A 15,411-nucleotide genomic window follows, 5' to 3' on the forward strand; every position below is an offset into this window, starting at 1 on the left:
GGACGCGCTTTTTTGCCGCCACCGGCATCGCTGGGGCGCCCCACCTGACCGAGGCCGCGGCCGTTGCGGAACGCCTTCTTCGCCTTTCCCGGATCGAAGTCTCCCTTTTCGTGACCGTGATCACGCGCAAAGATCACCGCAGGAACGGTGGGGACAAACTCTCGGGGCTAGCTCGGTCACGTGGGCCAGCGGAGCGCGGTGGTGCGCGGCTGGCCTGCGATCGAGGGCGGGGGGATAAGTGTAATCGGTTCTTTAGCGAACGCGGAACGCGACGCCCACATGGAAGCCGCTGGGTGTGATGGTGTGCTGGGGCTGATTGGCTGCGTTGGGCGAGCCGGGCCAGATCTGATATTCATACAAGCCGCGAAGAGCCCATCGGCGCGAGAGGCGATAGCTGATTTCTCCACCTGGCGCCACCGCAAAATACGTTCCCGAGCCGATCTGAAATGGATACTGCAGGCGGCCGATTCCCAAGAGACACTGCGCGAAGGGCTGCACCCTGCCGAAGCGCGGAAAGCCGTAGCGAGGGCCGGCGAGGTAATGGTCCTCGGTCTCGCCATTCCAGCTGTCGAAGCGGAGAAAGCGGGCTTCGCCCGCCACACCGAGGTTTCCGCTGAGGTGGTAGTTGGCGAAACCTCCGATGCCCCAGAGGCGCTGATCGCTGCCGTACGGAAAACCCGCACGCATGTTCGAGTACTCGACACCTGCCCAGAGGCCTTTGGCGGGACCAAACCCGGCGGGAACCGCCTGGCCAATGGCCGGATGCGCGAACAGGAGGGATGCGAGGACCGCGAGCCAGAACGAGCGTTTGATAGAGTCCATCCGTATTCCTTGATCGAAGCTGCTAAAAGAGCGATTTGACCTGCAATGTGACGGTCGCGGTGTGGGTCAGGGACTGGGCTCCGTTGGTCGCCGTCCCGGTGATGGTGATGGATTGCGTGCCAGTGGGCGTACCGCCGGACAGGGTGCCGGGGCCGCCGCATCCGCCAATTGTCATGGCCAAGCAGGAAAGCGCGAGGAGCATGAGAGACACGGAGCGCCGGCGCAGGCGCCGAGGCAGGAAAAACAGGATCAGCCCGGTCATGGCCGTGAGGCCCACGCCGTTGCGAACCGATGCGCCGGCCTGTCGGGATGGAGCGCTCGTGTGGATGACGAGCTTCGATGTGGCATTTGCAGGCGTTAGTGTTGCGGGGTTAAAGGTGCAGGTAATGTTCGCGGGAAGCTGGGAGCAGGCTAGCGCAACAGAAAGGTTGAACCCATTGCCCGGCTTCAGATTGACGGTGAACGAGGTGGATTCTCCGGTGTAGAGAGTGCGGGAATCCGGCGAGGCGCTGAAGGCGAAATCGGCAGCCGTAATGATCTCTTGCGCAGGCGCTGAGGTACTTGCCAGGTACCCTGACAGGCCGGGGTAAGAGGCGGTAAGGGTATGCGTGCCGACAGCGAGCGTAGAGGTGGAATAGGTGGCTGAACCGCCGTTCAGCGGCATGGTCGCGAGAACCGTTGCGCCATCCAGAAAGGAGACCTCGCCGACAGGAGAAGCATTTTTCGCGTTCACCTTAGCCGTGAGGGTGACCGTGGTCCCAAACGGAGCTGGATTGGGAGATGCGCTGAGCTCGGTGGTGGTCGGAGACGGCGCGACTGTGACCTTGACAATAGTGGATGTCGAAGGCGAATCGACGGCGGATCCGGGGTAGCTGGCGGCGAAGGAATAGGTGCCCGGATCAGGCGTGAAGGTGATGCCTGCAACTCCCCTGGAGTCGAGGGTAGAGGCCCCCATGGGTGCCGCGCCGTTGAGGAACGTAACCGAGCCTTGGGGATTTGGGCCGCTCTCGGCCGCTACTTTGGCTGACAGGGTCAGGGTCTGCCCGAAGGTGAGGGAGGTCGCTGAAGCTGACAGAGTTGTAATTGTGGCCGGCAGTTTGACGGTCACGGTTACAGGATCGGAAGACGAAGCTGTGAAGTTCGCATCGCCTGCGTAGGCGGCGATGAGAGTATAGGTTCCGGCGACCGGTGACCATGTCAGCCCAGCATGGCCGGCACCGTCCAGAGTTGCCGTGCCGATGCTAGTTCCTCCGCTATTGAACGTGACAGTGCCGGTGGGAATAGATCCGCCGGCGCCGCTTACTGTCGCGGTCAACGTAAACGATCCACCAATCGGCACGGTGGTGGGGTGTGCGACGAGAGACGTGCTGCTGGCCGCGGGGCCTGCTCCAATGACCCTGTGCCACACGCCGGCGCGAACGGCATGGAACAGGCTGCTCCCGGCATAGCTGGCCACTACCCAACGGCGACCGGTAAGGAGTTTGTCTGCACCCTGAAGAGGGATATGGAGCTTTCCGTTGGTCAAGGTTCCGCTGCCGGCGGACACACCATCCACGGAAATCTGAACCGTCCCGGCGGGAGCGGAAACGCCCGACATCGCGGGGGTAAGGGCAAAATCGAGGGTTGCTCCGGCTCCCTGGGGCTGGGGCTCAGGCGAGACGCTCAGAGCGGCCAGAAGATCCGTAGTGCCGGGAAGGTTCAGCAGAACTCCCACGGCGTAGGAGTGGTCCTCAAGGGTTGCAATGTCGGGGAAGCCGTCCTGATTGAGGTCCTGGACCCAGAACGCGGAGGGGGTTCCTCCGGTTCCACCGGAGATATAGGGATCGCCAACATCCCAGGTGCGATTTCCTAACCCATGACGGACAATGACTCCGGTGGAGATCAGGGCAACCAGGTCGGGAATTCCATCGCGGTTAACATCGGCAACCTGCACAGCACCCAGGAGTACACCTGATTGCATCTGGGGCATCGCAATCTGGGCACCGATCTCGAAGGTGCCATCGGACTTGCCGTAGACCGGAAGGAGTGCGGTTGCGGTGCTGAAGAGCAGGTCGGTGATCCCGTCGCCATCCAGGTCTGCCACGGCCGTCGGGAAAAAGCTGTTGACGTTTTGCAGCGTCAGAGTCTGGCTTTCGGTGAACGTGCCGTTGCCTTTGCCGAAGTAGGTGGTGAGGTCGGCGGCAGTGGGATCCGGCTGATGAAGGATTGCGAGGTCGAGGATTCCGTAGCCATTCCAGTCTCCGAAAAGGGCCTGCGTACCGTTTGTGTAGTCGGCGGCCTGGAGCCGCTGCGTGACGACCCAACTTCCGTCTTTTTTCGCCAGGAGGACGTCGACTTCGCCCGCGAAGCTTACGGCCACATCGGCCAAGCCGTCGCCGTTCAGGTCGCCGGCTGTGTAGGTTGTGCTCGCCGCGCCTGCGGGGAAGCCGGGAAGCGACTGCGGAGCCGCGAACGCTCCGCGGCCGTTGCCGAGGAGGCTCTGAACGCGGTACGAATCGCCGTAATCTCCGACAACGAAGTCAGACAGGTCGCCGAACTCCATCAGGTCGGGCTTGCCGTCGCCGTTGAAATCGCCTGAGAGCAATGAAAACTGATACAGGTAGGGCGCCGGAGTGTCAGGCGGGGGGACATTGGTGTTTGGATCAGGGAGCCAGTGAAATGTGCCGTCTCCGTTGTTCTGCAGGGTAAGCGGAGTTGGAACAATCCAGGCCTGAGCGGCGATGTCAGGCGCGGCGCCCAGAGTGAACTGCCCTGTGGCAGCACCGACGAGGAAATACGGATCACGATAACCCTTAGGGGAGTCGAGTTTTCCGTCTCCGAGGCCCCACATCAGATGGGCGCCAAATGTGGAGTCCGGCAGGCGGTCGGAGACGACTGCGTCGAGTTTGCCGTCGCCATCGACGTCGGCAATGAAGGTATGTCGATTCAGGTAACCGGTAAGCGCCTGGTCCAGCGCTTTGTAAGTGAAGCCGGTCTGCTGCAACAGCACGCTGATGCCCCAGTCTTCTTCGAGGATCAAGTCGGGATTACCGTCGCCGTCCATGTCCCGAACATCGATAATGAACCCCTCCGATTCGAACGGAGTGGAGGATGCAAGTTGAAAGGTTCCATCGCCTCTGCCGAGCGCGGTGTAGATAAAGAACATGTCATGGCAGATCAGGTCCGGGATTGCGTCGCCGTTCATATCCGCGAAGACAGCGCTGCGAACACCCGCCGTGATGTTGCCGATGGGGGGGTTGGTGAACGCGGTGATTGGTGTGAACTGGCCGCCGCCCTGGTTCAAGTAGATCTGGATGGAGATTGATGCGTATCCGCCTGCGCTGCCGTAGTTCCAGGTGACGAGATCGGCCAGACCATCGCCGTTCACGTCCAGAACGCTCTCCAGCGTGGCGGGGACGTTTGGAAGCGTGGTTTGCAGACTGAAGTGGCCGGCGCCGTCTCCCTGCAGGACCTCGATGGAAGCTCCGCCATCAAAGGGCGATGAGACGGCGAGATCGATGTGCCCGGTGCCGGCGAGGCGACCGGGGAACATTCGCAATTCGGTTTGGAAGTTTGGGAAGCCGCGGTCGGAAATGCGGGACGCGACCGGGGCGTCGAACGTTCCATCGCCTTTGCCGGCCAGAAACCAGAGGGTGTACCCGGTGATCTGGTACCAGCTGAGGATGACAAGATCAGTTTTGCCGTCCTCATTGAAGTCGGCGGCGACTGCCTGAGATACCCCGACGTTGGGCAGCGAAACTGCGCCCAGGTGAGTGAATTGGCGCTGGCCATCATTGCGAAGAACTTCGTACCAGGCGCCAGTGACGTCCGCCTGCGACCAATAGACAAGGTCCTGACGACCGCTGTGGGTCAGGTCGGCTGCCAGCATCTGGTAGTACGGGCCATTGGTTTTGACAAAGGATGGATTCTGGAAGGTTTCCGCGATCGCTGCGGAGGATAGCGCTGCCAGGCAAAGCAGGACGCAAATGCGACACAGAACGCGCATGAAGCCCGGAACCTCAGAATCTGACTGGTGAATGTCAATCCATTCTCCGCCCGGAGGGCCGTTTTGTATAGCTTCGAACCCCCCGTTGCGCGCTTGCCAGTGCCAAAAAGCAACCGATTCCCGCATTCCTGTGGCGCGGCCACATGTGCGCGTGGCATGCTTATGTGGTAGTGCCACAGGAGACGAATGAGCCCGGAGAAACTGGACCTTTTACAGGGAACGCTGGATTTGATGGTTCTGCAGACATTGGCAGCCATGGGATCGCTGCACGGCTATGGGATTGCGCGGCGCATTGAGCAGGTGAGCGGCGAGGAGGTGCTTCTGAACCAGGGAACGATTTATGCGTCGCTGGTGCGGCTGGAGCAGCGCGGCTGGATTGCGTCGGAGTGGGGCACTTCAGGGAACAACCGTAAGGCGAAGTTCTACTCGATCACGCGGACTGGGCGGCGGCGCCTGGCGGAAGATGCGCGCTACTGGCAGCGGCTGACCGGGGTGATCGATCGGATTTTCGCCATGGACGCGACCGAGGACGAGGAGCCCGGCGAGGCGTGAGCGGGCTCAAGCGGGTGCGGCGGAGAGTGTGGGCGTTCTTCGCCAAGAAGGCGTTGGATGCAGAGCTCGAAGCGGAGCTCGAGGCGCATCTTCAACTCGCAATTGACGAGTACGTGGAGCATGGCATGCGGCAGGGCGAGGCACGGCGGCTGGCGCTGTTGCGGTTTGGCGGAGTGCAACAGGCACGGGAAAAGCACAGGGAGGCGCGGGGACTTATGCAGGTGGACATTCTGTTGCAGGACCTGAAGTACACGGTGCGCAAGCTGATGCGCGATCCGGGGTTCACGGTGGTGGCAGTGCTTATCCTAGCTCTGGGGATTGGCGCGAACGTGGCGGTTTTCAGCGTGGTGAACACGCTGATGCTGCGGCCGCTTCCCTTCCCCAACGCGCAGGAGCTGGTGTGGATTGCGCCGCCGCCGGCCAAGTGCGGACTGTCGTGCGCGACGTACTCAACCGATGCGTATGACGAGTTCAGGATGGGTAGCCGCTCGTATCAGGATGTGACCGGCTACTTTGCGTTTTCGACTCCCGGGAATCTCAAGCTGCGTATTGGGAATGGCGCGCCGGTGCCGGCGACCAGCATCGACGTGATTCAGAACTTCTTCAGTGTGCTGGGCGTGCAGCCGCAGATGGGAAGGCTGTTCAGAGAAGAAGACGGGCGCAACGGAGCGGCGCCGGTGGTGGTGCTGACGGACGCGTGGTGGCGGCGGCAATTCAACGCCGATCCAAATATTGTGGGCAAGGCGTTCGACATCAACGGCACGCAGACCACAGTGATTGGCGTGTTGCCGAAGACATTTGATTTTGGCGCGGTGTTTGCGCCGGGCACCAAGGTGGATGCGCTGACGCCCCTGAATCTCTATGGGCCGCCGCGAAACTGGGGCAACATCATCACGTTGATCGGGCGGATGAAGCCGGGGGTGACGCTGGGTCAGGCGGTGCAGGAAGCGGCGGCCGTGGCGCCGACGATGTGCTGGAACAATCGGAATCCGAAGACGTGCGGAGACTACAAGAATGCGGTGGTTCCAGTGCCGCTGAAGAACTACGTGACGGGGCGGCTGCGGCAGTCGCTGACGGTGCTGTGGTCGGCAGTGGGAATGATTCTGCTGATTGCCTGTGTGAATCTTTCGAACCTGCTGCTGGCGCGGACTACGGCGCGCTCCAAGGAATTTGCGATGCGGGGCGCGCTGGGTGCGGGGCGCGGGCGGATCGTGCGCCAGTTGCTGACGGAAAGCCTGGTGTTGTCGGGAGCGGGTGCGGTGTGTGGGCTCGCGTTGGCGGCGCTGGTGATCGCGTGGCTTCGCGGGCAGGGCTCCATTGCGCTGCCGCTTTTGAGCCAATTGCATATTGACGGAGAAGCACTGGGCTGGACGGTGCTGATCGCGGTGACCTCGGCGGTGCTGTTCGGGCTGGTGCCGGGGCTGCGGGTTGGAGCGGGGAACCTTCATGAGGCGCTCAAGGATTCCGGCGCGGGATCAGGCCAGAGCCGCAAACACGAGAGACTGCGCTCGGTGCTGGTGGTGAGCGAGGTGGCGCTGGCCTGCATGTTGCTGGTGGGCGCGGGGCTGCTGCTGCGCAGCTTTCTGCATGTGCTGGATGTGGATCTTGGGTTCCAGCCGCAGCGGGCGGCGGCAGTGGTGGTGGACTTCAACGACAATCCGGCGCTGGGCGGCGGCAACACAGATCAATCGTCAAACGCGATCCTGGCTGCCCGTGGGGCGTACTTTCAGCGGCTGATTGAGCGGGTGAGGGCGCTGCCCAGCGTCGAAGCCGCGGGCATCACGGATTATCTGCCGCTGGCCGGAAACCGCTCATGGGGATTGCCGTGGCCGAAGGACGTGGAACCGCCGGAGAGCGTGAAAAATGTGCAGGGGCCGCTCGTTTATGTGGTTTCGCCGGGGTATCTCGACTCCATGGGCATTCGGGTGCGGGGCCGGGACGTGAGCTGGGGCGATCGGCCGAACACACGCAGTGTGGTGGTGCTCGGCGCGGGGCTGGCGAAGTTTCTGGCGTCCTATGCGCATTGGCCCAACAACGACCCGATCGGACAGGTTCTGCGAGACGGAAGCAAGGATGGTCTGGTGGTCGTGGGGGTGGCCGAGGATGTGCACGCCGAGAGCGTGGAAGGTGAGAACGGCTGGCAGATCTATTATCCGGGAACGCAGAAGTTCTGGGGCACACCGCAGCTGGTGATCCGGACGAGTCTTCCGCCGGCGCAACTGGCAAACAGCGTGATGAGCGTGCTGCGCGAAGCCAATCCCAAGCAGACGGCGGCGGAATTCAAGCCGATCCAAAAGCTGGTGGACCATGCCAACTCGCCGCGACGGTTCTTCATGATGCTGGTGGGGACGTTTGCGGGTCTCGGGTTGGTGCTGGCGGCACTGGGAATCTACGGGGTGATCTCCTACTCGGTAACGAGGCAGACGCAGGAGATTGGAATTCGCATGGCGCTGGGTGCCAGCGCAGCGCGCGTGCGGAAGCAGATATTGGTGAGCACATTACGGCTGGCGGTGGTGGGCGTGGTGCTGGGCGCCGGGGCGTCCATCCTGACGGCGCGACTGCTCGCGTCGTTGCTGTATGCGACGTCGCCCTGGGATGGAGTGACCTACATTGCGATGGCCGTATCACTGCTGGCGGTGGCAGGGGCGGCGGGTTATCTGCCGGCGGTGCGGGCTTCGCGCGTGAGTCCGCTGGTGGCGTTGCGCTCGGAGTAGCTGTGACATTCGGCCCTGCGCTCCCTGCTCGTTTGATAATGAGGTGAGGAGCCGGGGCTGTCGTCTGCGCATGGTGGCGCGGCCCGCGAACGGACGGAATGAGCGCGCGCAAGATCGTGCATGTCGATATGGACGCGTTCTATGCGTCTGTGGAACAGCGGGACCGCGAGGAGTTGCGCGGCAAACCTGTCATTGTGGCCTGGCGCGGGAAGCGGTCCGTTGTGTGTGCGGCCTCGTATGAGGCGCGCCGGTTCGGGGTGCGTTCCGCGATGGCGGCGAGCTATGCGGAACGGCTTTGCCCGCAGGGCATCTTCATACCACCTGACTTCACGCGGTATCGCGCTGTGTCGCGCGCAGTGCGGGAGATCTTCCTTCGCTATACCGACCTGGTGGAGCCTCTCTCTCTGGACGAGGCTTATCTCGACGTGACGGAAAACAAGGTGGGACTGCCGACGGCGACCAGGGTGGCGATTGCCATTCGACAGCAGATCCGGGAAGAGGTCCACCTGAATGCGTCGGCGGGGGTGGCGCCGAACAAGTTTCTGGCCAAGATCGCATCGGACTGGCGGAAGCCGAATGGACTGTTTGTGATTCAGCCGGCTGAGGTTGAGGGATTTCTGGCGCCGCTGCCGGTGGGACGGATTCCGGGCGTCGGCAAGGTGACGGAGCAGAAGCTGGCGCGGCTGGGGATGCGCACGGTGGGCGATGTGCGGGCGCGAACGCTGGAGGAGCTGCAGCGGCATTTTGGCCGGTATGGACAGCGGCTGTATGAGCTGGCGCGCGGCGTCGACGAGAATCCGGTGGTTCCGAACCGGCCCACTCAGTCCATTTCGGCTGAGGACACGTTTGAGCAGGACGTGTTGCTGAGCGAGATGGAGCCGATGATCCGGCGGATGGCGGAGAAGGTCTGGGCTGCTTCGCGGAAGGAGCCGCGGAGCGCGCGGACCGTGGTGCTGAAGCTGAAGACGGCTGATTTCCAGATCAGGACGAGGAGCGTGACGCCGACGGTGTTTCCGGCGTCCGCCGAGGAACTGGCTTCAGTCGCGCTGTCGCTGGTGGAGAGGGCTCCGCAGGCGCCGGGACAGAAGTTCAGGCTGGTGGGGGTGGGGCTGGGCAATTTCAGTGAACCGGAGGCGAAGGCGGAGGGGTTGCTGTTTCAGGAATGATGCGCGGCTGCCGCGGGGCTGTCAGGGATGCGAGATGTTTACCATTCAGCAAACTTGCTGCAAAACCAGATGCGAAGTTAGTTGCAAATGAGCCCCGGGGGGAGAGGGGGGTCGGTGTGAGCCAAATCACCAACCACTTTCCGCTAAGCCTTCTATCATCAGCTGTTTACCTATTTTACAAATGAAGAGCTAAAAAAAGCACCTCATAATTTTCTAGTAAACATCTCCTGAGCTGAAGCCGGCGGCCCGAAAGCCCCGTGCGCCAGAAATGGAGAGAACCTTAGGTTCCACTGGACATGGCACACTTCGACCGCGGAGTTCGATTATGAGCGCATGCGAGCCTTTTCGATGTGCCGGCGGTCACAGCCGAACACGAGTTCGATCCTGGAATTACGGTCCTGGGGGAGGGGGGGTGGGGGTGGGCTTTTCCGCCGGGGCCGAATCCGCTTTGGCCGGGGCAGCGGGTGAGGAGGCTGCCTTCTGCCGGCGTTCCGCGGCCTTCTTGAGTTCCTCTTCGTGCTTTGTCTTTTCGGCCGCGGCTTCGGTCTCGCTCACGTACTGAAACATCTGCACGCGGCCGGGATATTGCTCGCTGGTGAAGACGCGGTTCTTCTTGTCGACGGCCACACCCACGAGAGCTTTGAACTGGCCGGGCAGTTCGCCATGCCCCTGGCCGATGAAGGTCAGCAGTTGCCCTTCGCGGTTGAAGACCTGGAGGCGGTCCTGCATTTCGTCGGCCACCCAGATGTGTCCATCGGAGTCGACTGCGATGCCTTTGGGGCGCGCAAAGGTTCCGGGGCCGTCGCCAGCCTTGCCGAAGGTGCTGATGAAGTTTCCGTCGGCATCGAAGATTTCCACGCGGTTGTTGAGGGTATCGGTCACGTACACGTTGCCGTCGGTGTCGACGGCTACACCCTGGGGGGCGCCGAAGTCGCCGGGAGTGGTGAGGAAGTGGTTTTTGCCGCCGGTGCCGATTTTGCGCAGCAGCTTGAAGGTGTCGGCGTCGTAGACGAAGACCTGGTCAAGCTGAGTGTCCACCACATAGAGAAAGCGATTGGTGGTGTCCAAGGCTATACCGACCGGATCCGCCAGGCCTTCCGTGACCTGGCCCTCCACCTCGTGCCTGGGGCTGAAGACCATGACGCGGTGCATCTTGCCGTCGGAGACAAAGAGGCGGTCGTCATCGTCGATGGCGAGGCCATTGAGCCAGCCGAAGTGGGCTTCAAACCCGTTGCGGATCATGTCCGTGTCGTGGGTTTCAGGGTTGAAGATGAAGATGGCTCCCACCCTCTGGTCGGCGGCATAGACGTAGCCTTTGGAATCGATCGCGATGCCGTAGGGTCCAATGAGCTGAAACGGGAATGTCTTGGGATTGATCTTTTCCTGGTCGGACTGGCCACCGGCGAGCCGGTCCATCCAGCTGGCCTTGGCTTTGGCAGCAGCGGGTGTGGTGTAGTCGATTTTGCTTCCTGCGTAGTAGTCGAGCCACTTGACCCGCGCCACGTTGGGGGGGCTGGGCCACACCAGTTTCCTGGGGTCGAAGGTGAACTTGCGCGGACCTGTCTCAGCAGGGGCGGCCGCGGACTGAGCTTTTTTCTTCTTCTCTGCGCGGGCGGCGATCGGAAGGGTGACGAGTAACGCGGCCAGCATGAGGAGGAAGGCAGCCCTGGGGGTGCGAGTTGGGTTCAAGAGGAAGCGAAACATTTTCGATCTCCAGCTATTTCCCGGGGGAAGTAGTCTCCTTCATGTTGAGCCGGTTTTTGTGGCAGTTGTCGCAGAAGGCGGTGTTGTTTGCCTGGTCCCTGATCAGCAGGTTGGGTTGCGCGGAGGCGTGCGGCTGATGGCAGGACAGGCAGCTGAGGGGTGTTCTGACCCTGCTCTGATTGCTGGGGTCCATGACGTCCGACACGGGGTGGTACTCGACGGGGTGGCCGAGGCCGTAGCGCAAGGGCAGAATCGCGACCTTATTTTTCTGGTAGTAGTCTTCGGGGAGCTTGATTGAGCCGTTGAAGATGGTGAGGATTTTTTCGCCTTCCACCCTTTTGGGGGCTGAATCGGGACCGTGGCACTCCAGGCAAAGAGCATTGCCCTTCGCGCGGAGGAGATGCTCATTATCGCCACCGTGCGGTGTGTGGCAGGTGGCGCAGCCCTGTTCGAATGCCGGCTGGTGATGCACGGACTTCTTGCGCAGTTCGTCGATGTCGCTGTGGCAGGTGGTGCAGATGCTCACCGAGTCGGTTTTGGGGAGCCCGGGCTGGCTGCTGGCATGAGGATTGTGGCAATCGGTGCAGTCGCCGGCCGCGCCGGGATGCTGCACCCTGGCGGTCTCAATGGTCTTGGCCTTGTCGTCATGGCAGGTGACGCAGAGGGATTTGGCGTCGGGCTGCGTGAGCACCACTTTGCCGTCTTTGGCGGGGGCGTGGCAGGTGTCGCAGCCATTGCCCTGGAAGGGGACGTGCTGGAATTTCGCCATCAGCCTGGGTGAATCCGACTGGTGCGGATCGTGGCATTGCGTGCAGTTGGCGGTGGCGAACGGCTGATTGTTGTGCGCCTTCTGGAGGTTCGCGTCCTTGGCGTCGTGGCAATCGAGGCACAGGGCGGGCGCGGCCTTGGCGAGATGGAAGCGGTTCTCCTGGGTGGGCTCGGCCCCGGTTTTGTGAGTGACGTGGCAGGTGTCGCAGCCTCCATCAAGGGCCATGTGGCGGCTGCCCTTTTCCGGAACATTGAGACCGGTTTTGTGGCAGGAGAGGCAGAGATTCTCTTTCTCGCCGCCGGACATGGGCTTCAGGAGCTGGTTGGCGTTGTCGCTGGCATGGGGGTCATGGCAGGTGATGCAGTCGCGGACCGCGGGGGGATGCACCCTGCCCTTGATGTCGGCTGCTTTCTTGTCGCCATGGCAGGTGAGGCATAAGGCGTTGGGGGTGGCCGTGATGAGTTTGACGCGGGTGACGTCTTTGTTGACGCGGATTTCATGACAACTCAGGCAGCCGGTGGCGACGGCGGTGTGGACATGCTTGCCTTTGGACTTTTCTTCGTGGCATTCCAGGCATTTGGCGGAGTCGGTGTTCTTGTCGAGGGGAACGGGATGCACCGCCGCATGCGCGCGGGGGCCTGCTGCGGCGAACGCAACCAGCAGCGCGGCGCAAAAAGTCCACCTCCGGAGCAAAGCACTCCCGCGGGCGGCCGCATCTGAGAGATAGAGAGAGGGCAAGAGCAGCATCATACGGTTCCCGGAGCCTGCCAGCTGGAACGAAGGACTCCCGGAAGCGCGAGGTGAAAGGGTTGCCGGGGAAGTCCTGACCTTCAGAGCTCAGCCAGGTTCACGGTTCATTAGACAGCCTTCGAAGAGAACTGACCGTGATATAGAACACATCTCTCGGGCGCCGGCAGTTTGGTAAGCGGCCGGTTTTTCTCTGCTCCGGTCCAAAGTTGGAACACGCTTATGACCAGAAATGGGCCGGGGCGCCGTTTCCCCTCAATTACCGGCGTTCGGCTGGCTTGCTGAAGATTTTCTTATTTCTGGTCGATGGGCTTCTAAGAGGATGCTCACGCGATGAAGGGGCTTGCGCAGATTGCAGTGTTGCTGGCGGCGGGGTCTTGCCTGGGGAGGTCGCAGGCAATCGGCGTCTCGACCGATGTGCTGGGAGCGCATCTGAACTACGGGCGCGGCTGCCCGGCGTGCCACTCGCCGCATAGTGGAGCGGCGGGCAATGGACGAGCCGCCGCCGCGGATGCGGGTTCGGGCAGCAATGCTCTCTGGGGTGAGGACGTTACGGGGCTTTATGGGAAGACGATCCGTACCGGAGGCGGGGAATATGGGGAGGTTCTGCCGGCGGACGCTTCAGCGGGCACGCCCGATGTGATGGGAGTGCTGGCCTGCCTGAGCTGCCATGACGGCAACATCGCCTCGCGCGCCGTGATGAAGAACCAGATGTACGAGCAACTGCCTGCCACTTATGGGAAGTACAACACCATACCGACATTGCTGGGGGATGGGGGCTCACCTTTCGGAGAGCTTTTTAATCATCATCCGGTGGGGTTGAGTGTGGTGATCAAGTGCGGTGGCGGGGACGGGTGGGATTGCTCTTCGTCAGAGGGCGTAATCAAGATGGGCGGAGCGAAATCGAGCCAGTTTGTTAAGAACTACGGGATGTTCATCAAGCCGGGGAAGTACAACGACCAGCCGGTGGTGGTATGTACCACGTGCCACGATCCGCACCTGATGAACGTTGTGAATGTGAGCGATGGAACGAGATCGGGGCTGCCGAAGGGGCATTACCAGACCATGTTCTTTCTGCGCGGGCCCTACAATCCGGCGAGCATGACGGCGGGGAACAACCAGGCGTCGCAGTTCTGCCGGCAGTGCCACGCGGGGGAATCGAATGAGATGAATGGATTCTCCGGACAGACGGTTTTCTAGATAAGGATGGGGGCAGAGTGTGCGGCGGGGTTTCTGCCGCGCTCTTCGACATCCGGCCGCGCGCGGGGCGGAGGGGCAGACCCTCAGACAAATGCGGTGACGCCGACGAGCAACGAGAGGACGGCGCCCAAGGCTGCCAGCAGCCAGATACGCGCAGCATGCAGAGGCGGATAGAAGAAGGACGCGATGATCAGCAGAAGATAGGCTGCAATCAACAGTGGAGAAGCCAGCCGGACACCTGCAGAGATGCGCGTGAAACCGGAGTCCTCCACCACCAGGTCGCCGCATTTGTGCTGCAGGCCGTGGCACAGGAACTCGAGGATGTCTGCCCTTGCGGCGCTGGAGACCGAAGCACCGTGGCCGCCCCGGTAATAGTGAACCTCTGAGTCGTCGTTGAAAGCCAGCCGGAAGCCGGTATACCCGGCGGTGCCGATGTCTTTCATGCGCAAGCCGCGCAGAGCACTGCAGAGCACCCCGACGGGAACGTCATGCACCCCGCAGGCGTTGCGCACTTCCTGCACCTGGGCGCGGTGGTTGTCCCATACCCACTCCGCAGGAAGGACGCTGCCGCCGAGGTACACGCGATCGAAGGTCATGCCGGAGAGATGGCGGAGGCCATAACCCAGGAGATACGTCCCATAACTATGTCCGACGAAGTTGAAGCTGGCGAGAGGATTTTGCGCGAGTTTACGGCTATAGACATCCTGAAACCACCGCACATAATGGCGGCGCTGTGCAGGGATAAGAAACTGCAGAGCGGAGAAGCGCCCAATGTCGGGCTCGATAAGTTCGGCGTTCGGTATACGTTGCTTGATAAGCTGCTTGGTTTCCTTGACCCAGTCGTTATTGGAGTCGCGGATGCCATGCACGAGGAAGTACACCTTTTTAGCGAGATCGAAGCTCACTTCGGAACTTAGCTGGTCGGGGATCGGTTTCAGGATCGCCAGGCTGAGAGTTTCATATTGCTGGGGACGGAACGCGCCGTTGTCTTCAGGCAGAAAGACATTCTTGTGAGTGACCTTTGAGATGAGGAACTGATGTCCTTCGTCGAATCTCTCAACGTCTAACGAGTCCCCCTGCTGCACGCGATTGTCGTTTTCGCCGAGTACCTGGACGACGACTGGCCGGCTGGAGATTTGTTGCAGCTTGCGCAGCCACCAGATTCTCAGGTTGGTGATGAAATCCGATCCGACGATGATGTCGCGCAGGGTTCCGTGGCGCGAGATGAGGAGAGGCAGTAAAAGCTTTTCCCACCAGTGGATCTGGATGCCGCGGTTGATGCCCGCCAGGAGCACGAGGCGGGAAACATGCGTGGCCCAGGGCAGAGGATTCATACGATTGACGCTGCTGCCCAATGCGATGAGGTATGCCTGGCGGACAAGCAGCGCACCCATGCTGTGGCCGACCAGGATCACGTCATCAGGGTTTTCAAGATTCGCCCAGCGGGCATTGAGGAAGAGGGCAAGATTCCGGGCAATGTCGAGGAGGGATTTGCGGCCGAAGATGGATGTGCCGTGGTCCCACAATTCCACGACCGTATCCTGCCGCCATGCAGGGTCCGCCTGGAGGCGCGCCAGGAGGGGTTTGAAGCTGTCGGCTTTGGTTTGAATGCCGGGCACAAACACCAGCAGCCTTGCCATAGGAATCGACTCCGTTGGTGGGGAACTGACTTGTCAGAAAGCCTCTCACACCTTTTCGAGGAGCGCAATACGCGGTGCCGGCAATTCGGCGGGCGATCCGGGGCGGGGGCGC

Annotated in this window: 9 protein-coding genes; 4 read left to right on the forward strand and 5 right to left on the reverse strand. The window is 61.7% G+C overall.

Annotated features, from left to right (window positions below):
- Positions 1-252: 252 nt before the first annotated feature.
- Positions 253-822, reverse strand: coding sequence for an outer membrane beta-barrel protein (locus tag VGL22_RS21510; protein ID WP_465269023.1), 570 nt, complete (start codon positions 820-822; stop codon positions 253-255).
- A 22-nt stretch (positions 823-844) separates the two neighbouring features.
- On the reverse strand, positions 845-4,807 hold the full coding sequence (locus tag VGL22_RS21515; protein ID WP_465269024.1) for an Ig-like domain repeat protein: 3,963 nt from the start codon (positions 4,805-4,807) through the stop codon (positions 845-847).
- 186 nt (positions 4,808-4,993) lie between these two features.
- Between VGL22_RS21515 and VGL22_RS21520 the strand changes: the two genes are divergently transcribed.
- The 3 genes from VGL22_RS21520 (at position 4,994) to dinB (ending at position 9,239) form a co-directional block, all read left to right on the forward strand.
- The gene (locus VGL22_RS21520; RefSeq protein ID WP_465269025.1) at positions 4,994-5,359 is read left to right on the forward strand and encodes a PadR family transcriptional regulator; all 366 of its coding nucleotides are present in this window, start codon (positions 4,994-4,996) and stop codon (positions 5,357-5,359) included.
- On the forward strand, positions 5,356-8,073 hold the full coding sequence (locus VGL22_RS21525; RefSeq protein ID WP_465269026.1) for an ADOP family duplicated permease: 2,718 nt from the start codon (positions 5,356-5,358) through the stop codon (positions 8,071-8,073). Before VGL22_RS21520 ends, VGL22_RS21525 begins: the two co-directional genes overlap by 4 nt.
- Positions 8,074-8,171: 98 nt before the next feature.
- On the forward strand, positions 8,172-9,239 hold the full coding sequence (gene dinB, locus VGL22_RS21530) for a DNA polymerase IV (RefSeq protein ID WP_465269027.1): 1,068 nt from the start codon (positions 8,172-8,174) through the stop codon (positions 9,237-9,239).
- A 390-nt stretch (positions 9,240-9,629) separates the two neighbouring features.
- Here dinB and VGL22_RS21535 read toward each other — a convergent pair whose 3' ends face one another.
- Both VGL22_RS21535 and VGL22_RS21540 read right to left on the reverse strand, forming a co-directional pair.
- The gene (locus tag VGL22_RS21535; protein WP_465269028.1) at positions 9,630-10,943 is read right to left on the reverse strand and encodes an SMP-30/gluconolactonase/LRE family protein; all 1,314 of its coding nucleotides are present in this window, start codon (positions 10,941-10,943) and stop codon (positions 9,630-9,632) included.
- Between the two features lie 13 nt (positions 10,944-10,956).
- Positions 10,957-12,462: a cytochrome c3 family protein gene (locus VGL22_RS21540; protein ID WP_465269029.1), complete on the reverse strand. Its 1,506-nt coding sequence runs from the start codon at positions 12,460-12,462 to the stop codon at positions 10,957-10,959.
- A 330-nt stretch (positions 12,463-12,792) separates the two neighbouring features.
- Between VGL22_RS21540 and VGL22_RS21545 the strand changes: the two genes are divergently transcribed.
- Complete coding sequence (locus VGL22_RS21545) at positions 12,793-13,659, forward strand: hypothetical protein (RefSeq protein ID WP_465269030.1); 867 nt, start codon at positions 12,793-12,795, stop codon at positions 13,657-13,659.
- 83 nt (positions 13,660-13,742) lie between these two features.
- On the opposite strand, the gene VGL22_RS21550 is transcribed toward VGL22_RS21545, so the two are convergent.
- Positions 13,743-15,299 carry an esterase/lipase family protein gene (locus VGL22_RS21550; RefSeq protein WP_465269031.1) on the reverse strand — a complete coding sequence of 519 codons (1,557 nt, stop codon included), beginning with the start codon at positions 15,297-15,299 and terminating at the stop codon, positions 13,743-13,745.
- Positions 15,300-15,411 lie beyond the last annotated feature (112 nt).

The organism is Occallatibacter sp. (assembly GCF_036502485.1).
Lineage (GTDB): Bacteria > Acidobacteriota > Terriglobia > Terriglobales > Acidobacteriaceae > Telmatobacter.